This window comes from Kribbella sp. WER1 (assembly GCF_054189145.1).
The window spans coordinates 904,454-922,633 of the sequence record NZ_CM135186.1 but is presented as its reverse complement, the minus strand read 5'-3'; the positions used below and the strand labels follow the sequence as shown (position 1 = coordinate 922,633).

Genomic DNA, 18,180 nt, shown 5'->3' with positions numbered 1-18,180 from the left:
CGTTGGCGCCATGCTTCTCAGGATCTTCACCGAACCTCAGCAGGGCGCGTCGTACGACGACCTTCTCGCCGTCGCGCGCAAGACGGAGGAGAACGGGTTCGACGCGTTCTTCCGTTCCGACCACTATCTCGTGATGGGCGACGGGGACGGGCTTCCGGGGCCGACCGACTCGTGGGTCACGCTCGCGGGGCTGGCCCGTGAGACCCAGCGGATCAAGCTCGGCACGCTGGTCAGCTCCGCCACCTTCCGCAACCCCGGCGTACTGGCGATCTCGGTCGCGCAGGTCGACCAGATGAGCGGCGGCCGCGCCGAGCTCGGGCTGGGCGCCGGATGGTACGAGGCCGAGCACAAGGCGTACGGGCTGGACTTCCCGGACACCCCGGGCCGCTTCGACATCCTCACCGAGCAGCTCGAGCTGATCACCGGGCTGTGGGACACGCCGGTGGGGGAGAAGTACGCGTTCCAGGGCGAGCACTACCGGATCACGGATTCGCCGGCGCTGCCGAAGCCGGTGCAGCAGCCGCACCCGCCGATCATCATCGGCGGCGCGGGCAAGAAGCGGACGCCCGCGCTGGCCGCGAAGTACGCCGCGGAGTTCAACGCCGGGTTCAAGAGCGTCGAGGAGACCGCGACGCTGTTCAAGCGTGTCCGCGCGGCCTGCGACGCGGACGGCCGCGACCCGAAGACGCTGGCGCTGTCCACCGCGCACACGGTGATCGTCGGCAAGGACGACGCCGAGGTGAAGCAGCGGGCCGCGGCGATCGGGCGGGAGCCGCACCCGGAGAAGGACATCGCCGGTACGCCGGCGCAGGTCGTGGATCGGCTCGGGCAGTTCGCGGCGGCAGGTTCGGACCGTCAGTACGTCCAGATCCTCGACCTGCACGACCTCGATCATCTCGACCTGATCGCCTCCGAAGTTCTTCCACAGGTCTCCTGAACGATCGAAAAGTTGGCTCGATGTCGTGTATCTTGATGTCGAGAGAGTTTGCGGCGCGAGGTTAGGGGAGCCTGACCTCGCGGCCGGGCGGAGCGCTCGGCAGGATGGGCGTAGACACGGACTGGACAGAGGAGCAGGTTGATGGCGAGCGTCGACAGCTTCGGTGCCAAGGGGGCACTCGAGGTCAACGGGCAGTCGTACGAGATCTTCAGGTTGGCGGGCATCGAGGGTGCGGACACACTGCCGTACTCGCTGAAGGTCCTGCTGGAGAACCTGCTGCGCACCGAGGACGGCGCGAACATCACCGCCGAGCACATCACCAAGCTCGGCAACTGGGACCAGAACGCGGCGCCCGACACCGAGATCCAGTTCACCCCGGCGCGGGTGATCATGCAGGACTTCACCGGCGTGCCGTGTGTCGTCGACCTGGCCACGATGCGCGAGGCGGTCGGCGAGCTGGGCGGCGACCCGACCAAGATCAACCCGCTGGCGCCGGCCGAGCTGGTCATCGACCACTCGGTGATCATCGACGTGTTCGGTACGCCGGACGCGTTCGAGCGCAACGTCGAGTTCGAATACGGGCGGAACAAGGAGCGTTACCAGTTCCTGCGCTGGGGCCAGACCGCGTTCGACGAGTTCAAGGTCGTCCCGCCGGGCACCGGCATCGTGCACCAGGTGAACATCGAGCACCTGGCCCGTACGGTGATGGTCCGCAACGGCCAGGCGTACCCGGACACCTGCGTCGGCACCGACAGCCACACCACGATGGTGAACGGCCTCGGCGTGCTCGGCTGGGGCGTCGGCGGCATCGAGGCCGAGGCCGCGATGCTGGGCCAGCCGGTCAGCATGCTGATCCCGAAGGTCGTCGGCTTCAAGCTGACCGGGTCGGTTCCGGCCGGCGCGACCGCGACCGACGTCGTGCTGACGATCACCCAGATGCTGCGCAAGCACGGCGTGGTCGGCAAGTTCGTCGAGTTCTACGGCGACGGCGTGGCGGCGGTGCCGCTGGCGAACCGCGCCACGATCGGCAACATGAGCCCGGAGTTCGGCTCCACCTGTGCGATCTTCCCGATCGACGACGTGACGCTGGACTACCTGCGGTTGACCGGCCGCGGCGACGACGAGGTCGCGCTGGTCGAGGCGTACGCCAAGGAGCAGGGCCTCTGGCACAACCCGGACGTCGAGCCGCGGTTCTCGGAGTACCTCGAGCTCGACCTGTCGACGGTCGTGCCGTCGATCGCCGGCCCGAAGCGTCCGCAGGACCGGATCGAGCTGAGCAAGGCCAAGGAGTCGTTCCGCGGCGTGCTGCCGGACTACGCGGCCGAGGAGAAGGACGTCGACCCGTCGGAGACCGGGAGCTTCCCGGCCAGCGACGCGCCGAACGGCCACGGCCACCCGGACGACAACCCGCACACCGTTGCCGCGGGCAAGGACCGCCCGTCGAAGAAGACCAAGGTCACGCTGGAGGGCCAGGAGATCGAGCTCGACCACGGCCACGTGGTCATCGCGAGCATCACCTCCTGCACCAACACGTCGAACCCGTCGGTGATGCTGGCCGCCGCGCTGCTCGCGAAGAACGCGGTCGACAAGGGCCTGGCGTCGAAGCCGTGGGTGAAGACCTCGCTCGCGCCCGGGTCGAAGGTCGTCACCGACTACTACGAGAAGGCCGGCGTCACGCCGTACCTGGAGAAGCTCGGCTTCCACCTGGTCGGCTACGGCTGTACGACGTGCATCGGCAACTCCGGCCCGCTGCCCGAGCCGATCTCGGCCGGTGTCCAGGAGGCGGACCTCGCGGTCGTCAGCGTGCTGTCCGGCAACCGGAACTTCGAGGGCCGGATCAACCCGGACGTGAAGATGAACTACCTCGCGTCCCCGCCCCTGGTGATCGCATACGCGCTGGCCGGCACCATGGACTTCGACTTCGAGAACGATGCCCTGGGCAAGGACACGGACGGCAACGACGTGTTCCTGAAGGACATCTGGCCGAGCGCCGGCGAGGTCGAGGCGACGATCGCGAACTCGATCAACAAGGAGATGTTCGCGAAGGACTACGCGGACGTGTTCGCCGGTGACGAGCGCTGGCAGTCGCTGCCGACGCCCGAGGGCAAGACGTTCGCCTGGGACGCCGAGTCGACGTACGTCCGGAAGCCTCCGTACTTCGACGGTATGGCGAAGGACCCGTCGCCGGTCACCGACATCGCCGGCGCCCGGGTGCTGGCGAAGCTCGGCGACTCGGTCACCACCGACCACATCTCGCCGGCCGGTTCGATCAAGGCCGACAGCCCGGCGGGCAAGTACCTCGCCGAGCACGGCGTGGACCGGAAGGACTTCAACTCGTACGGTTCCCGCCGGGGCAACCACGAGGTGATGATCCGCGGTACGTTCGCGAACATCCGGCTGCGCAACCAGATCGCGCCGGGCACCGAGGGCGGCTTCACCCGCGACTTCACCAAGGACGACGCGCCGGTCACCACGATCTACGACGCCGCCCAGGCCTACGCGGAGCAGAACACCCCGCTGGTGATCCTGGCCGGCAAGGAGTACGGCTCCGGCTCGTCCCGCGACTGGGCCGCCAAGGGTACGGCGCTGCTCGGTGCGAAGGCCGTCATCACCGAGTCCTTCGAGCGCATCCACCGGTCGAACCTGATCGGCATGGGCGTGCTGCCGCTGCAGTACCCGGAGGGTGAGACCGCGGAGTCGCTCGGCCTGACCGGCGAGGAGACGTTCGACATCACCGGCGTCACCGCGCTCAACGACGGGTCGATCCCGCGCACGGTGCACGTCAAGGCGACCTCGCCCGACGGCGGCGTGCAGGAGTTCGACGCGGTCGTCCGGATCGACACCCCCGGTGAGGCCGACTACTACCGCAACGGTGGCATCCTGCAGTACGTGCTGCGGTCGCTGATCGCGGGCTGACACGAGTCGGTTGAGCATGAGCACAGGTGCGGACGACGCCGTCGTCCGCACCTGGTTCGAAGAGGAAGGCTGGGGCGTCCTCGACAGCCCCAGCACGCCCGGCGGCTGCTGGACACACTTCTCGGTCATCGAGGCCGAGGGCTACCGCACGCTCACGCCTGGAGCAACGGTCCAGTTGCGCTGGGAACACCCGGGACAGGACGGCTACGACTACCGCGCCTCCTGGGTGAAGCCCTAAAGCCCGAGGTGTTTGTCGCCGCGCTCAGCATGATGGGTCGTGGCGGCCGCGGTGACCCCGCTGCCCGACGCGGTGCCAGGCGGCGCCTGCGCGCCCAGCACCTCGGCCGGGCTGGGCTCGCGAACACCAGAGCCCGTCCCAGCCGATCCCTCAACCCCCGGAAAGCCCTTGAGCCCCTCCGGCTCCGCCGAGCCTTCGAGCTCCTCCAGGTCTTCTGGGTCTTCGAGTTCGGTCGACTCCTCGAGTGCTTCTGCGCCGACCTCGGCTGCTGCCTTCCCCGCGGTGGTGAGCAGGCCGCCGGTGTCGCGGCCGATCTGGTAGGCCGCCGCGTCTGCCCCGGGGCTCATCACAGCACGATCCGCACCGAGCCGCGCCCACTGGCGTCCGGCATCGCGGTTCTCCACCGACAGATCGAGGTCCTCGTCGTTCGCCTCCATCGCCTCGAGCAGCCCGGGGTCCTCGGCCTCCGCGACCATGGCGATCGCGGTCACCCACCGGCTGTGCTTCGGACTCCGGATGAGCTGATCGAGGGCCTCGTCCCGAGGCACCCCACAGGCTTCGCCGAGACGATCGCCCAGCCCGCGGACGGCCGCCGTATGCGTCGTCGCCTCGAACGGCGCACCGGAGTACGGCATCGCGTTCTCGGCCATCGCCCGCTCGGTGATCTCCGAGGCGCGCTGCGCGGTGAGGGCCTGGTCCAGATCGCGCTGGTTCGCCGGCAGCGCCTGGTCGAGCGTCCGGCCCGGCGTCGGCGTCACCTCGGCCTCTCCGACGAGCCGTAAGGCCCCGCGGACCACCTCGTACGACGCGTCCCGCGACGCCTGGACATCGTCGGCGCCGTTGCGGCGCAGCGCCGCGACGTACCGCGGGTGCAGCGAGAGCGTGCCGTCCAGGTCCACCTGGCTGCGGGTCCGGCTGAGCCTCGGGAGGACACCGACCCGGTTGTTCCACCAGGAGTTGTCGGTCGCGCCGACCATGCGGTGCGCGGATCGGATCAGGCCGGCGACGAGCCGGTACTCGTCCGACGTCGGGTCGAGCTGTCGAGCCATTCCAGCACGATAGGCACGCTCAGGGTCAGTGGTTGTGGGAGTTGTCGGTGCGAGGCGATTTACTGAGGGCATGACGACGAGGGACGCTCCGCGTGAGGTGGTCCGGGCCGCGTGTGCGCAGTACGGCGAGGACGCCGTGATCGACTGGTGCGTCGCGTTCCTCGGCGGGGAGATCGACGGCGAGGAGGCGTACGGCGCTGCCTTGCCGAAGCTCGTGGCGATCACCGGGGCCGAGAATCCGGGTGGCTGGAAGCAGCCTGTTGATCCGGTCAACTACTACTGGATCCGGGTGTGGGCGGCCCGGGTGTTCCTGTACGTCTGGCGTGACGACCTCGTCGACGTACTGCGCGGCGCCGCGGGCGATCCCGCCTGGCGGGTGCAGGAGCACGTCGCGAAGATCACCGCGCAGCGCGAGCTCGGCCAGCTCGTCGACGTCCTGCTCCCGATGCTCGACCACGAACTGCCGCGTGTCCGGGCGGCCGCTGTGCGTGCGGTCGGGGCCGCGGGGGAGTACGAGCACGCTGACGCGATCCGCCCGCTCGTGGACGACCCCGATCAGACCGTTCGTGCCGCCGTCGAGCGCGCCCTCACGAAGCTGGAGACCCGCCTTGACCGACCCATCCGCTGACCACGCCACGCCCGCTGAGGGCCTCGACCGCGCGGTCTCCGATCGACCCGCGACCGGTCCGCGGAGGGGATCGATCTCCGCTCGGCCGGCGACGCCGGCTGATGGTGCGGTGGTGGGGGAGATCCATGCTGCTTCCTGGGGTGCGGCGTATGCGCCGCGCTTCTCCGCGGAGGTTGCGCGGGAAGGCGTCGAGAGCCGGCTGACCCGGTGGCACCAGCGGCTCGCGGACGGGAACGGGCTGGTCATGCTCGGGTTCGTCGGCGACCGGCCGTTGGCGATGTCGTGGACCCAACCCTCCGAGACCCGCCCCGGGTACGCCGAGATCTACAGCTTCTACACCCACCCCGACGGCTGGGGGAGCGGCGTATCGGCCGCCCTGATGGAAGCGACCCTCCAGCGGCTCGACACCGGCAAGGTCCACCTCTGGACGCTCCGCGACACCCCGCAGTCCCGCCGGTTCTACGCCAAGTGCGGCTTCACCGAGACCGGCGCCACCCAGACCAGGGACTTCGGCGACGGCAACCCGCTCCCGCAGGTCGAGTACGAGCTAGTCCGCCAGCGCGGCGCGTAGCTTCCCGGCGTACTCCTCGGCCTCGGCCGTGTCGGCGTACTTCGTCCGCGGCCAGAAGAACCCGCGCAGCCCGTCACCTTTCGTCCGCGGTACGACGTGGACGTGCAGATGCGGCACCGACTGCGACACGACGTTGTTCACGGCAACGAACGACCCCTGCGCGTCGAACGCCGTCCGGACCGCGGCCGCCACCGACCGGGCCGCTCCGAACAGCGGAACCGTCAGCTCGTCCGGCAACTCGACGAGCGTGTCCACATGCGTGCGCGGCACCAGCAAAGTGTGCCCCTTGAACACCGGCCGGACGTCGAGGAAGCCCACCACCTCGGGGGTGTCCAGGACGATCTGCGCGGCTGTCGTCCCCGCGATGATTGAACAGAACAAGCAGTCAGCCACGCCGATCAACCTAGCCCAGTTTCTCGTCCACGAAGCACCAGCGCCACGTCTCGCCCGGTTCGAAGCTGCGCATCACCGGGTGCTTGGTCGCGTCGTGGTGCTTGCTGGCGTGCTTCATCACCGACGAGTCGCAGCAGCCGACGTGCCCGCAGCCCAGGCACAGCCGCAGGTGGACCCACGAGTCGCCGGTCGCCAGGCACTCCTCGCAGCCGTCCGGCGTGTTCGGCGTGACGACCAGCGGCGCCTCCTCGAGGTGCGCGCAGGCCCCGCCCGGCGGCACCTTCGGCCGCAGGTCCTCGGAGCGGCCGCCGACGTCGTCGTCCTCGTCGCGGTCCAGGATCGACTCCTCGATGTCGAGCGCGCTCTGCGCCCGCTGCAGTACTTCGTCCGCGACCAGGCCGGCGTCGCGGACCTTGAGGATGTGCGAGCGTTCGGCCTCGAGCATCGCGATCCGCAGCCGCCGGTACGCCTCGCTCGGCGTCTCGTACTCGCTCTCCGGCCGCCCGAGCCGCTCCCAGGCCGCCTGCGCCCGGGCTTCACCCCGCTGCCGCAGTACGTCGAGAACGGCGGGCGGATCGGTCGGCTGAGCGAGCTCGTCGAGCTTGGCGATCGCGGCGCGGTGCGCTCCCTGCAGTACGGCGGCCTCCTGCAGCGCGTCCTCCGCCGGGTCGGGCCCGGGCAGGCGCAACCGGCGTACCAGCCAGGGCAGCGTGGAGCCCTGGACGAGCAGTGTGCCGGCGGTGACGGCGAGCGCGATGAACACGAGTACTTCGCGGTGCGGCGTGTTCTGCGGCAGCGTGAAGACCGCCGCCAGCGTGACCACGCCGCGCATCCCGGCCCAGGACACCACGATCAGCGCGCGCCGCGACACCGGTCCGGGTCGCGACGGCCCGAGGAACCGGCGGGACAGGAACGTCGTCGGGATCACCCAGATCGGCCGCAGCAGCACGACCGCGACGAACACCGCGATCGTGGTCGCCGCGATCAGCCACGCGGGCAGCGGGCTCGCGCTCAGGTCGTCGAGGATCCACCGGGTCTGCAGGCCGATCAGCAGGAAGACCGTGTTCTCCAGCAGGAACTGGAACGTGCGCCAGTTGGTCCGCTCCGACATCCGCGACTTGGCCGACTGGATGATCGGCGCCTTGTGCCCGAGCAGCAGGCCGGTGACGACGACGGCCAGTACTCCGGATGCGTGCACGTAGTGGTTCTCGGCCGCGATGTAGGCGACGAACGGCGCGGTCAGGCTGAGCGTGGTGTCGAGCACCGGATCGGTGAACCGGCGGCGGATCTTCGCCAGGACGAGCGTCACCACGACCCCGATCAGTACGCCGCCACCGGCCGCGCGCAGGAAGTCCAGGCCGACGTGCAGCACGGTCGGCGCGACGACAGCGGCCGCGACCGCCGTCCGCAGGCAGACCAGCGCGGTCGCGTCGTTCAGCAGGCTCTCGCCTTCGAGGATCGTGACGATCCGGCGCGGCAGTCCGACCCGTTTGGCGATCGCGGTGGCGGCGACGGCGTCCGGCGGAGCGACGACCGCGCCGATCGCGAACGCCGCCCAGAACGGCAGCGGCTGCTGCCCGATCGAGGCCGCGACCCGGCCGAGCAGCCACCAGGTGACGACGCCGACACCGAGCGCGGTGAACGCGACCAGGCCGACCGACAGCAGACCGATCGACCGCCGGTGCTTGGAGAAGTCGACCAGGCTGGTCTTGATCGCCGCGGAGTACAGCAGCGGCGGCAGGAAGCCGACCAGCACGACCTCGGGCTCCAGTTCGACGCGCGGGATGAACGGCAGGTACGACGCGGCGATCCCGATGACCACCAGCAGCAGGGGAGCCGAGAGGCCGATCCGCCGCGCCAGCGCGGCGCCGGCCGCGACGACGGCGACGAGGGCCACGACCTCGATCGCGATATGCACGGGCACAGTGTCGCAGCGGCGCGACGGTTTCCGGCCATCGGTTCGCCGAAGGCTGAGCGTGGGATCTGGTCAACGCCTGGTGCGTCCTCTAGCGTGTGCGAAGCGGGATCCGTCGATCACTGGGAGTGACTGATGCGTCGTCGTGTGCTGGCTCTGGTCGGTGTGGTCGCCCTGCTGCTCTCGCCGGTGGTCCCGGCCCGTGCGGCCGACTCCACGGTGACCAGCGGCTGTGTCGATTCGGTGTCCGAGCCCGGGACCACGACGCCGGTGAAGATCTGCTACACGCTGTTCAGGCCCGCGGATGCGACCGCGCAGCACACCGTCCCGCTGGTCTTCCACAGCCACGGCTGGGGCGGCAGCCGGACCACCGACCCGGCCGCGTTCAAGGCGTGGCTGGACGCCGGGTTCGGCGTACTGAGCTTCGACCAGCGGAGTTTCGGGCAGAGCACCGGCGTCGCGCACGTGATGAACCCGGACTACGAGGGCCGCGACGTGGTGAAGCTCGTCGACCTGGTCGCGGGCCTGGACTGGGTGACGAAGCAACGCCCCGGTGACCCGCTGATCGGCGCGATCGGCGGGTCGTACGGCGGCGGGTACCAGTTCGCCGGCGCGTTCACCGAACTGCGGGACCGTGGCGCGACCCGGTTCGACGCGCTGGCGCCGGAGATCACCTGGTGGGACCTGAAGCAGAGCCTCGCACCGCAGGAGGCCGCCCGGACGATGTGGCTGTCGATCCTGTTCGCGGGCGGCGGTACGCATCTGCCGCCGGCGGTCTCGAAGGCGTTCGTCGCGCTGATCGCGACCGGCGCCTGGCCGAGCGGCAAGGCCGGCCGGGACCTGGACGCGTTCTTCGCGCACAACGGCCCGGCCTGGCACGTGGCGCAGGGCCGCAAGCTCGACATCCCGGTGCTGTTCGGCCAGGGCATCTCGGACAACCTGTTCAACCTCAACCAGGGCCTGATGAACTTCGACCACGCGCTGACGGCCCGCGCCCGGGCGAAGTCGATCTTCGTCGGGTACAACGGCGGCCACACGCTGCCGGCCGTCGTACCGCCGGGGTACGCGACGCCCGGCGACCCGTGCTCGATCGCGCTCGGCTCGCCGAACTTCGCCGCCCTGTCGATCCGCTTCATGCAGGAGAAGCTGCTGCATCAGCAGGAAGGGCTGAGCGGCTTCGGCACGTACCACCTGTCCACCGCCGCTGGTCGTTGCCTCACGCAACGGAGCCTGACGCCGGACAAGCGCTACCCGCTCGGCAAGATCGTCGTCCCGACCGGCGTCGGGCTACCCGTCAACCTGCCGATCGCGAAGGGCCCGGTCACGATCGCCGGTACGCCGACCGTGACCGCGAACGTCTACACGATCATCCCGCAGTCGGCGGCGTACTTCGCGCTGAGCGTCGGCAAGAACCCGCTCACGGCCAAGGTCGTCCAGAACAACACGATGCCGCTGCGGGAACAGCGCGCCGCGCACGGGGTCCGGCGTACGTTCGAGCTCCCGGCCGTCGCGGTCGACGTACCGGCGGGGCAGAACCTCTACCTGACCGTCGCCCCGGTCGCCGACATGTATGCCGGCCAGCGCGGACCGCTCCCGGGCCTGATGCTGCTCAAGAACGGCACCCTGAGCGTGCACCAGGTGCGTTAGCGGATCTTGTCCAGGTGCGTCTTGTACACCGTCAGGAACGGCTCCTCGGTGGACACGGCCTGGACGAGCCAGTCGCAGGTCTGCTGCGCGGTCGCGATCACGTCTGCCGGGTACGAGTACTTCACCTGGTGCTCGGCGAACTCGTCCTCGTCGTCCACGAACACGGTGCCGTCGCGGCGCTTGATCACGTCCAGGTCGAGGTCGATCATCGTCAGCACGTCGTCGGAGAACTCGACCGGCGTGGTGATGTCGGCGTAGATCTCGGTGTACCGCGGCGCGTCGTTGAAGATCGCCGTGAACCACTTGTCCCGCGGGAACAGCTGCACATGCGCCTGCTCCTGCGTCACCTCGGGCTCGGCTCCGCGCTGCGACACCGACCCGGCCGGCGCCCCCAGCCACACCCCGTACTCGTCCTCGCCGAGAAACCGCATCCACTGGTGCCAGTGCAGCTTCTCGTCGTACTTGCGGTACACCACCCGGACATCGCGCATGAGCGCCAACCTACCGGCTCAGGGCGTCAGCGAGCGGAGGTACTCCAGGTACGGCTTGTAAGCGGTCATGAACGGTTCCGTAGTCGTGATGGTGGCGGCCAGGTGGTCGCAGACGGCCTGGGCGGTGGCCACTACCTGGGGCGGGTAGTGGTAGCGGAGCTGGTGGTCGTGGAACTCGTCCTCGTCCATCACGTGCACGGTGCCGTCGCGGAGCAGCCGGATGTCGAGGTCCAGGTCGACCGCGGTGACCGAGTCGACGCCGAACTCGGCCGGCATCGTGATGTCGCAGTAGATCGCGGTCTGGTGCGGTACGTCGTTGAACAGGGCGCTCCACCACTGGCCGCGCGGGAACAGCCGGACGCGGTGGTGGTCGATGGTCTGCCAGCGGCCGTCCGCGCGCTGGCCCTGGCTGCCCGGCAGCGAGCCGACCCAGAGCCCGTGCTCGTCCTCGCCGAGCCGGATCGCCTCCAGCAGGCGGTGCGGCTGCCCGTCGTACTTCCGGAACAGCGTCCTCACCATCTCCATACCGTTACCCTAAGTGAGACGCAGCACACGTCCGAACCGGCGACCCGCGAGTAGCGTCTTGAAGTGTGAGAAAGCCCAAGCCCGGGCCGGCCCGCTGTCGCCGAGTTCGGATTCCGGGCGTGGCGTGCATAGACTCAAGCATTCGAGGACGACCCGCGGGAGGAGCTCGATGCGCGTGCTGGAGAGGGTGGAGGGTCCGGACGACCTCAAGAAGCTGACGGATCAGCAGCTGACCGATCTGGCGACCGAGATCCGGGACGTGCTGGTCGACACCGTGACCCGTACCGGCGGCCACCTCGGCCCGAACCTCGGCATGGTCGAGATCACGCTGGCCATGCACCGGGTCTTCGACTCCCCGCGGGACCGGCTGGTCTTCGACATCGGCCACCAGGCCTACGTGCACAAGCTGATCACCGGCCGTGCGAAGGACTTCGGCTCGCTCCGCCAGGCCGGCGGCCTGTCCGGGTACCCGAGCCAGTCCGAGTCCGAGCACGACATCGTCGAGAACTGCCACGCCTCGACCGCGCTGTCGTACGCCGACGGCCTGGCCAAGGCGTACCGGCTGCGTGGCGAGAACCGGCACGTGGTCGCGGTGATCGGCGACGGCGCGCTGACCGGCGGCATGGCCTGGGAGGCGCTGAACAACATCGCCGCCGCCAAGGACCTGAACCTGGTCATCATCGTCAACGACAACGGCCGCTCATACAGCCCGACCGTCGGCGGCCTGGCGACCCACCTGACCAGCCTGCGCACCAACCCGCGGTACGAGAAGATCCTCGACCTGGTCAAGAAGAACCTCGGCCGGACGCCGTACGTCGGCCCGCCGATGTACGAGGTGTTGCACGGGGTCAAGAAGGGCCTCAAGGACATGCTCGCCCCGCAGGGCATGTTCGAGGACCTCGGCCTGAAGTACGTCGGCCCCGTCGACGGCCACGACCGGCAGGCGCTCGAGGACGCGCTGAAGAACGCGAAGTCCTTCGGCGGCCCGGTGATCGTGCACGCGGTCACCAAGAAGGGCTTCGGCTACCCGGCTGCCGAGCAGGACGAGGAGGACAACCTGCACCAGGTCCGCCCGGCGAACAAGCCGCGCGGCTGGACCGACGTGTTCTCCGACGAGCTGGTGAAGATCGGCCACCGGCGCCCGGACGTCGTCGCGATCACCGCGGCGATGCTGCACCCGACCGGCCTGGCGCCGTTCGCCGACGAGTTCCCGGGCCGCACGTTCGACGTCGGGATCGCCGAGCAGCACGCGGTGACGAGCGCGGCCGGGCTGGCGCTCGGCGGCCTGCACCCGGTGGTCTGCCTGTACTCGACGTTCCTGAACCGGGCCTTCGACCAGACCCTGATGGACGTCGCGCTGCACAAGTGCGGTGTCACGTTCATCCTCGACCGCGCGGGCGTCACCGGCGACGACGGCCCGACCCACAACGGCGTGTACGACATGTCGCTGCTGCAGCTCGTCCCGGGGCTGCGGCTGGCGGCGCCGCGGGACGGCAAGCGGCTCCAGGAGCTGCTGAACGAGGCCGTCGACGTGGACGACGTCCCGACCGCGCTGCGGTTCGCGAAGGGCGAGGTGTTCGCGGACATCGAGGCGATCGACCACGTCGGGTCCGTCGACGTACTGAAGCGTTCCGGCCAGGACGTCCTGCTGGTCGGGATCGGCGCGATGGCCGCGACCGCGATGGACGTCGCGCAGCGCCTCGAGGCGCACGGCTTCGGCGTCACGGTGGTCGACCCGCGCTGGGTGAAGCCGGTCGCCCCGGAGCTCGTCGAGCTGGCCGGCGACTTCAAGCTGGTCGTCACGATCGAGGACAACGGCCGGGCCGGTGGCTGCGGGTCGATGGTCGCGCAGGCGCTCCGCGACGGCGGCGTCCGTACGCCGTTCCGCGACTTCGGCGTACCGCAGGTGTTCCTGGAGCACGCCAAGCGGGCCGCCGTACTGCAGGAGATCGGGCTCACCGGGCAGGAGATCGCGCGGGAGATCACCGAGCAGCTCACGCAACACGTCGACGCCTCCCTCGACGAGCCGGACCGGGCCGGCGGCCGGAACGCTTAGCCAGGCGCCATGTCTGACGGGGGAGGGCGACACAGCAGGCATGCCGCCGTCCGCCGGCGGTCCCGCGGCTGGCCGATCCTGCTGTCGCTGGCCCTGATCGCGGCGGCCGTCGGCGGCGGGCTGTACCTGCACCGTTCGAGCCAGCAGGACCAGGACGCGGCCGACGCCGGGCCGAGTACGCCGGCGATCGACCTGGCGGCCCGGTCCGCGGCCGTGAACAAGGTGCTGCAGCGCCGCGCGCAGGCCGTGCTGACCGGGAACGAGCAGGAGTTCGTCGCGGACGTCGACCCGGCCGACACCAAGCTGGTGGCCCGGCAGCGCACGCTGTTCGCGAACCTGCGCCAGTTCGGGTTCGCCAAGCTCGCCTACCAGCAGCTCGCCCAGCAGTACGACGACACGATCGCGCAGAAGTACGGCCCGTCGACGTACCTGGTCGCGGTCGCGATGGAGTACCAGATCCGCGGCATCGACCTGGTGCCGGTGCGCGCGATGCTCGGGTACACGTTCAGCCGGCAGCCGAACGGAGCCTGGATGCTGGTGTCGGACTCCGACCTCGACAAGCGCCTGCCGCGCGGCTCGCACGAGGAAGCCTGGGACTTCGGGCCGGTCCTGGTGAAGCGCGCACCGCGGGTGCTGGTGGTCGTCGCGCAGGGCCAGGACGCGCTCGCGTCGAAGTTCGTGACGATGTCGCAGAACGCGGTCCAGGCGGTCTCGAAGAACTGGCCCGGCGGCTGGAACGGTTCCGGCGTGGTGATCGCGCTCGACGACAAAGTGGTCCGCGGCGCCGACTACTCGCAGCCGAAGAACGCCGAGGACGCGCTCGCGATGGCGACCTTCGTGTACCGCACGCTGCCCGGCGAGGTCACCGGCGAGGGGGAGCGGACCGACTCGTACGTCGTGGTGAACCCGTACAACCGGAGCAAGGTCGACACCCGGACGCTGGCGCACGAGTTCACCCACGTCGCGACCGCGCCGTACGGGCCGTACGCCCCGCGCTGGCTGGTCGAGGGCGCGGCGACGTACGTCGAGTTCCTGCCCATGGCCGGGCAGAAGGAGCTGGCGATCCCGCAGTACCGGCAGGACGTCCGGACGAAGTACCTCGCGAAGGCGGCGGCGCTGCCGGCGGACGCGACGTTCTTCGACCAGGCCGACAGCTCGTACCCGCTGTCCTGGCTGGCGCTCGACTACCTGTTCACACGGTTCGGCGGGACCGAGGTGGGCACGCTGTACCGTGAGCTCGCTTCGCTCGGCGTCACGCAGAAGGATCGCGACCGGATCATGCTCGAACACCTCGGAATGACGGAGGCCGGACTCTTCCGTGCCCTGAAAGCAGCCGCAGCAGCATGAGGCGGTGGCTGGGTCTGCTGCTGGCCGTGCTCCTGGTCTCCGGCGGCGTCGCCTACACCGTTGAACAACGGGAACAGGACCTCCGGGCGCGGGCCGCTCTGCCGACCCCGGTACGGACGTCCAAGCCGTCCCGGATCGCCGCGGCCGTCGCCGCCCGGCGGGTCGCGATCGACACCATCCTGGTCCGCCGCGCCGGCGCCGTGCAGACCGGCAACGAGCAGCAGTTCCTGGCCGACGTCGACCCGCTGAACAAGAAGCTCGTCGCCGCGCAGAAGATCCTGTTCGCGAACCTGATGGAGATCGGCTTCGCGGAGATCGGCTACAGCCAGGCCGAGGAACGCTTCAACCCGGCGCCGCTGAAGGCCCACGGGCGGACGACGTACCTGGTCCGGGTGCTGATGCGGTACCAGATCCCCAAGGTCGACTTCACGCCGGTGACGACCGAGCTCGGCTACACGTTCGTCGCCCGGGACGGGCACTGGCTGTTGACCGCGGACAACGAGCTCGACGCCGACCTCGGCCCGGGCGCGCATCGCGAGGCCTGGGACCTCGGCCGGATCGAGGTACAGCGGGCGCCCCGGGTGATGGTGATCGTCGAGAAGGGCGACACGAAGCGTGGCCGGGCGATCGTCCGGGCGGAGAACGAGGGCCTCGCCGAGGTGTCGGCGTACTGGCCGCTGAAATGGACCGGGTCGGTGCTGGTGATCGCGCTGGACGAGACCGACGTCCGGGACGCCCGGTTCGCCGACGAGGACATCGAGTCCGCGGCCAGTACCGGCGCGACGTTCTCGTCGCTGCCAGGGCAGGACACCGCCGACGGATCGGTTGCCGGCGGCTACATCGTGGTCAACCCGAACCAGCGCGACCAGGTCGACGAGATCCTGCTGTCGCACGAGACCACCCACGTGGTGACCGCGGCGCTCGGCGGGTACGAGCCGCTGTGGCTGGCCGAGGGCGCGGCGGAATACGTGTCCTGGCGGGGGATCGAGGCGATCAGCGGGCCGGGCGAGGTCGCCAAGTGGGAGCAGGAGGTCGTCGACACCGCCGTACCGCAGCTGGCCTCGCTGCCGGGGGACAGCGGCTTCTACCAGAACTCCGCGGACGTGTACGGCGTGAGCTGGCTGGCCGTCCGGTACCTCGTCCGTCAGATCGGGCTGCAGAAGGTCGAGGAGCTGTACGAGGACATGGCGCGCAACGGTGTCGACCAGACGTCGCGTGACCGGATCCTGCAGGACCGCACCGGCCTGACCGAGGCGACGCTGTGGACGTCACTGACAACATACCGGCCACAACGCTGAGTGGCGGTTTGACCTCATCCGGTGAGAGGGTCCAGTCTCGAAGGGTTCCGTCCACCTCGAGGAGGCGCAGATGAGTCTTGTGCGGAAGAAGACGATCGAGCAGTCGATCGCCGACACGGACGAGCCGGAGTACCAGCTCAAGAAACGCCTCACCGCGATCGACCTGACCGTCTTCGGTATCGGTGTCATCATCGGTGCCGGCATCTTCACCCTGACCGGCCGCGCGGCCAAGCTGTACGCCGGCCCGGGGATCGCACTGTCCTTCGTTCTCGCCGCGGTCTGCTGTGCGCTGGCCGCGTTGTGCTACGCCGAGTTCTCGTCGACCGTGCCGGTGTCCGGTTCGGCGTACACGTTCTCGTACTTCTCGCTCGGTGAGATCTTCGCCTGGATCATCGGCTGGGACCTGCTGCTCGAGTTGATGCTCGGGGCAAGCGTCGTGTCGCAGGGCTGGTCGACGTACGCCGCCTTGTTCCTGGACCAGATCGGGTTGGGCTGGCCGTCCTCGATCGGGCCCGACAGTCACGTGAACGTGCTGGCGATGATCCTGGTCCTGGTGCTGGCGACACTGGCGACCATCGGCATCAAGGAGTCGATGCGGGTCAACCTGGTGCTGGTCGCGATCAAGCTGTTCGTGGTGCTGTTCGTGATCGTCGCCGGCCTGTTCTACATCAAGGGCTCGAACCTGACGCCGTTCGTGCCGCCGAGCGTTCCGGCGCCGGGCGGTGGCGTCGACGTGACCACGCCGCTGTTCCAGGCGGTGTTCGGGTTCACGCCGTCGACGTTCGGCATCATGGGGCTGGTGTCCGGCGCGTCGCTGGTGTTCTTCGCGTTCATCGGGTTCGACGTGGTCGCGACCACGGCCGAGGAGGCCAAGAACCCGCAGCGCGACCTGCCGCGCGGCATCATCGGCTCGCTGGCGATCTGCACCGTGCTGTACGTGCTGGTCTGCATCGTGATCACCGGCATGGTGAAGTACAGCGACATCAACGGCGAGGCCGCGCTCGCGGAGGCGTTCAAGTCGGTCGGCAAGGGCGGCTTCGCGACGCTGATCTCGGCCGGTGCGGTCGCCGGTCTCACCACCGTCGTACTGACGCTGATGATCGGCGCGGCCCGCGTGGTGTTCGCGATGAGCCGCGACCACCTGATGCCGAAGCAGCTCGGCAAGACGCACCCGAAGTGGGGTACGCCGTACCGTCTGACGATCGGCATCGGCATCGTGGTCGCGATCATCGCCGGCGTCACGCCGATCGGGAAGCTCGAGGAAATGGTGAACATCGGCACGCTGGCCGCGTTCACGCTGGTGTCGATCGCCGTCCCGCTGCTCCGCCGCAGCCGCCCGGACATCAAGCGCTCGTTCCGCGTCCCCGGCAGCCCGGTGATCCCGATCCTGGCGGCGCTGATCTGCATCTACCTGATGCTGAACCTGTCGATCGAGACCTGGATCCGGTTCGTGGTGTGGATGGTGATCGGCTTCGTCATCTACGCGCTGTACGGCTACCGCAAGAGCCGCGTCGGCATCGAACAAAAAACCGGCGAAGTCCAGAAGGCCTGACACCGAGCACCGACCAGCTGGAAAGAGCTGACAGGGCAGGTCCTACCGGGTAGCTGCCGTACGTGGAGCAGCTACCCGGGGAAGAGCTGACAGGTGAGCACCTGCGTGGGAAGGGTGTGCTGTCAGCGGAGCTGCTACCAGGTGGGAACGGTCGTCAGCGGAGCTTGTCCCGCGGTTGGAGAGGATCGCGCCTAGGAGCTGCTGTATCGACGAACCTGCAGTCGATCGCTGAGGCGACCACTACTCTAAGAGGGTTATTCAGAAGTGCAGAGTTTGGTTCAAGCGAGAGATCAAAGAGAAAGGCAAGGAAAGAAGAGGGATTTAGAGTGGTGGCTGGCTTCGGTGTTATGTGCTCCAGGTCTCGGGCGGCCGCCGGTCGGGAGACCGGTCGTGCTAGTCGCACCTCACCCGACTCGCGCGGCTCTGTCCAGCGTCCAGCAAATCTCGCCGAGTCGCGAGAAAAGGCGCTAGAAACCAGCCACAATCCACGACTCGACGAACAGGTGCCGAGCCGTTCGCCACGACTCGGCGAAGAGCGGACGTCCGTCGGCACCCTCCCGCCGCAGACTCTGAACGGTGAAGGGCTGGCATACCTCCGGCTGACCGCCAGACCCAGC

The 18,180-nt window shown here is 69.1% G+C and carries 15 protein-coding genes; 10 read left to right on the top strand and 5 right to left on the bottom strand.

The window, feature by feature from the left end:
• The first annotated feature begins 10 nt into the window (after positions 1 to 10).
• The 3 genes from ACXJJ3_RS04590 to ACXJJ3_RS04580 all read left to right on the top strand — a co-directional run bounded on the left by ACXJJ3_RS04590 (position 11) and on the right by ACXJJ3_RS04580 (position 4,091).
• Positions 11 to 937 (top strand): LLM class F420-dependent oxidoreductase, encoded by a 927-nt coding sequence (locus ACXJJ3_RS04590; protein WP_458168674.1) that lies wholly within the window; start codon positions 11 to 13, stop codon positions 935 to 937.
• 141 nt (positions 938 to 1,078) lie between these two features.
• Positions 1,079 to 3,853 carry an aconitate hydratase AcnA gene (gene acnA, locus ACXJJ3_RS04585; protein WP_458168673.1) on the top strand — a complete coding sequence of 925 codons (2,775 nt, stop codon included), beginning with the start codon at positions 1,079 to 1,081 and terminating at the stop codon, positions 3,851 to 3,853.
• 16 nt (positions 3,854 to 3,869) lie between these two features.
• Positions 3,870 to 4,091, top strand: coding sequence for a cold shock domain-containing protein (locus ACXJJ3_RS04580; RefSeq protein ID WP_458168672.1), 222 nt, complete (start codon positions 3,870 to 3,872; stop codon positions 4,089 to 4,091).
• On the opposite strand, the gene ACXJJ3_RS04575 is transcribed toward ACXJJ3_RS04580, so the two are convergent.
• A complete protein-coding gene (locus tag ACXJJ3_RS04575; protein ID WP_458168671.1) occupies positions 4,088 to 5,140 on the bottom strand; it encodes a hypothetical protein in 1,053 nt (350 codons plus the stop codon). The two genes, ACXJJ3_RS04580 and ACXJJ3_RS04575, sit on opposite strands and share 4 nt — an antisense overlap.
• Before the next feature lie 70 nt (positions 5,141 to 5,210).
• Here ACXJJ3_RS04575 and ACXJJ3_RS04570 point away from each other — a divergent pair, with 70 nt between their 5' ends.
• The gene (locus ACXJJ3_RS04570; protein WP_458168670.1) at positions 5,211 to 5,768 is read left to right on the top strand and encodes a HEAT repeat domain-containing protein; all 558 of its coding nucleotides are present in this window, start codon (positions 5,211 to 5,213) and stop codon (positions 5,766 to 5,768) included.
• 112 nt (positions 5,769 to 5,880) lie between these two features.
• On the top strand, positions 5,881 to 6,339 hold the full coding sequence (locus ACXJJ3_RS04565; RefSeq protein ID WP_458168669.1) for an N-acetyltransferase family protein: 459 nt from the start codon (positions 5,881 to 5,883) through the stop codon (positions 6,337 to 6,339).
• On the opposite strand, the gene ACXJJ3_RS04560 is transcribed toward ACXJJ3_RS04565, so the two are convergent.
• Together ACXJJ3_RS04560 and ACXJJ3_RS04555 are read right to left on the bottom strand one after the other, a co-directional pair.
• Positions 6,316 to 6,732: an HIT family protein gene (locus ACXJJ3_RS04560; RefSeq protein WP_458168668.1), complete on the bottom strand. Its 417-nt coding sequence runs from the start codon at positions 6,730 to 6,732 to the stop codon at positions 6,316 to 6,318. The two genes, ACXJJ3_RS04565 and ACXJJ3_RS04560, sit on opposite strands and share 24 nt — an antisense overlap.
• Positions 6,733 to 6,742: 10 nt before the next feature.
• Positions 6,743 to 8,650 carry a Na+/H+ antiporter gene (locus tag ACXJJ3_RS04555; protein WP_458168667.1) on the bottom strand — a complete coding sequence of 636 codons (1,908 nt, stop codon included), beginning with the start codon at positions 8,648 to 8,650 and terminating at the stop codon, positions 6,743 to 6,745.
• Positions 8,651 to 8,782: 132 nt separating this feature from the next.
• Between ACXJJ3_RS04555 and ACXJJ3_RS04550 the strand changes: the two genes are divergently transcribed.
• Entirely contained in the window at positions 8,783 to 10,294 is a 1,512-nt protein-coding gene (locus ACXJJ3_RS04550; protein WP_458168666.1) for a CocE/NonD family hydrolase, read from the top strand.
• On the opposite strand, the gene ACXJJ3_RS04545 is transcribed toward ACXJJ3_RS04550, so the two are convergent.
• Together ACXJJ3_RS04545 and ACXJJ3_RS04540 are read right to left on the bottom strand one after the other, a co-directional pair.
• Complete coding sequence (locus ACXJJ3_RS04545; RefSeq protein ID WP_458168665.1) at positions 10,291 to 10,785, bottom strand: DUF402 domain-containing protein; 495 nt, start codon at positions 10,783 to 10,785, stop codon at positions 10,291 to 10,293. The genes ACXJJ3_RS04550 and ACXJJ3_RS04545 overlap by 4 nt on opposite strands.
• Before the next feature lie 18 nt (positions 10,786 to 10,803).
• Positions 10,804 to 11,310: a DUF402 domain-containing protein gene (locus ACXJJ3_RS04540; RefSeq protein ID WP_458168664.1), complete on the bottom strand. Its 507-nt coding sequence runs from the start codon at positions 11,308 to 11,310 to the stop codon at positions 10,804 to 10,806.
• A 169-nt stretch (positions 11,311 to 11,479) separates the two neighbouring features.
• Between ACXJJ3_RS04540 and dxs the strand changes: the two genes are divergently transcribed.
• From dxs to ACXJJ3_RS04520, 4 genes are all read left to right on the top strand, one after another.
• Positions 11,480 to 13,366, top strand: coding sequence for a 1-deoxy-D-xylulose-5-phosphate synthase (gene dxs, locus ACXJJ3_RS04535; protein ID WP_458168663.1), 1,887 nt, complete (start codon positions 11,480 to 11,482; stop codon positions 13,364 to 13,366).
• 9 nt (positions 13,367 to 13,375) lie between these two features.
• Positions 13,376 to 14,713 carry a hypothetical protein gene (locus tag ACXJJ3_RS04530; protein ID WP_458168662.1) on the top strand — a complete coding sequence of 446 codons (1,338 nt, stop codon included), beginning with the start codon at positions 13,376 to 13,378 and terminating at the stop codon, positions 14,711 to 14,713.
• Positions 14,710 to 16,011: a hypothetical protein gene (locus ACXJJ3_RS04525; protein WP_458168661.1), complete on the top strand. Its 1,302-nt coding sequence runs from the start codon at positions 14,710 to 14,712 to the stop codon at positions 16,009 to 16,011. Before ACXJJ3_RS04530 ends, ACXJJ3_RS04525 begins: the two co-directional genes overlap by 4 nt.
• A 70-nt stretch (positions 16,012 to 16,081) precedes the next feature.
• A complete protein-coding gene (locus ACXJJ3_RS04520; RefSeq protein ID WP_458168660.1) occupies positions 16,082 to 17,563 on the top strand; it encodes an amino acid permease in 1,482 nt (493 codons plus the stop codon).
• Positions 17,564 to 18,180 lie beyond the last annotated feature (617 nt).

Bases quoted from the DNA above. Each gene is read 5' to 3' on its own strand.
- ACXJJ3_RS04580 (WP_458168672.1), top strand. From the start codon at position 3,870: ATGAGCACAGGTGCGGACGACGCCGTCGTCCGCACCTGGTTCGAAGAG.
- ACXJJ3_RS04590 (WP_458168674.1), top strand. From the start codon at position 11: ATGCTTCTCAGGATCTTCACCGAACCTCAGCAGGGCGCGTCGTACGAC.
- ACXJJ3_RS04545 (WP_458168665.1), bottom strand. From the start codon at position 10,785: ATGCGCGATGTCCGGGTGGTGTACCGCAAGTACGACGAGAAGCTGCAC.
- acnA (WP_458168673.1), top strand. From the start codon at position 1,079: ATGGCGAGCGTCGACAGCTTCGGTGCCAAGGGGGCACTCGAGGTCAAC.
- ACXJJ3_RS04540 (WP_458168664.1), bottom strand. From the start codon at position 11,310: ATGGAGATGGTGAGGACGCTGTTCCGGAAGTACGACGGGCAGCCGCAC.
- ACXJJ3_RS04525 (WP_458168661.1), top strand. From the start codon at position 14,710: ATGAGGCGGTGGCTGGGTCTGCTGCTGGCCGTGCTCCTGGTCTCCGGC.
- ACXJJ3_RS04550 (WP_458168666.1), top strand. From the start codon at position 8,783: ATGCGTCGTCGTGTGCTGGCTCTGGTCGGTGTGGTCGCCCTGCTGCTC.
- dxs (WP_458168663.1), top strand. From the start codon at position 11,480: ATGCGCGTGCTGGAGAGGGTGGAGGGTCCGGACGACCTCAAGAAGCTG.
- ACXJJ3_RS04530 (WP_458168662.1), top strand. From the start codon at position 13,376: ATGTCTGACGGGGGAGGGCGACACAGCAGGCATGCCGCCGTCCGCCGG.
- ACXJJ3_RS04575 (WP_458168671.1), bottom strand. From the start codon at position 5,140: ATGGCTCGACAGCTCGACCCGACGTCGGACGAGTACCGGCTCGTCGCC.
- ACXJJ3_RS04570 (WP_458168670.1), top strand. From the start codon at position 5,211: ATGACGACGAGGGACGCTCCGCGTGAGGTGGTCCGGGCCGCGTGTGCG.
- ACXJJ3_RS04520 (WP_458168660.1), top strand. From the start codon at position 16,082: ATGAGTCTTGTGCGGAAGAAGACGATCGAGCAGTCGATCGCCGACACG.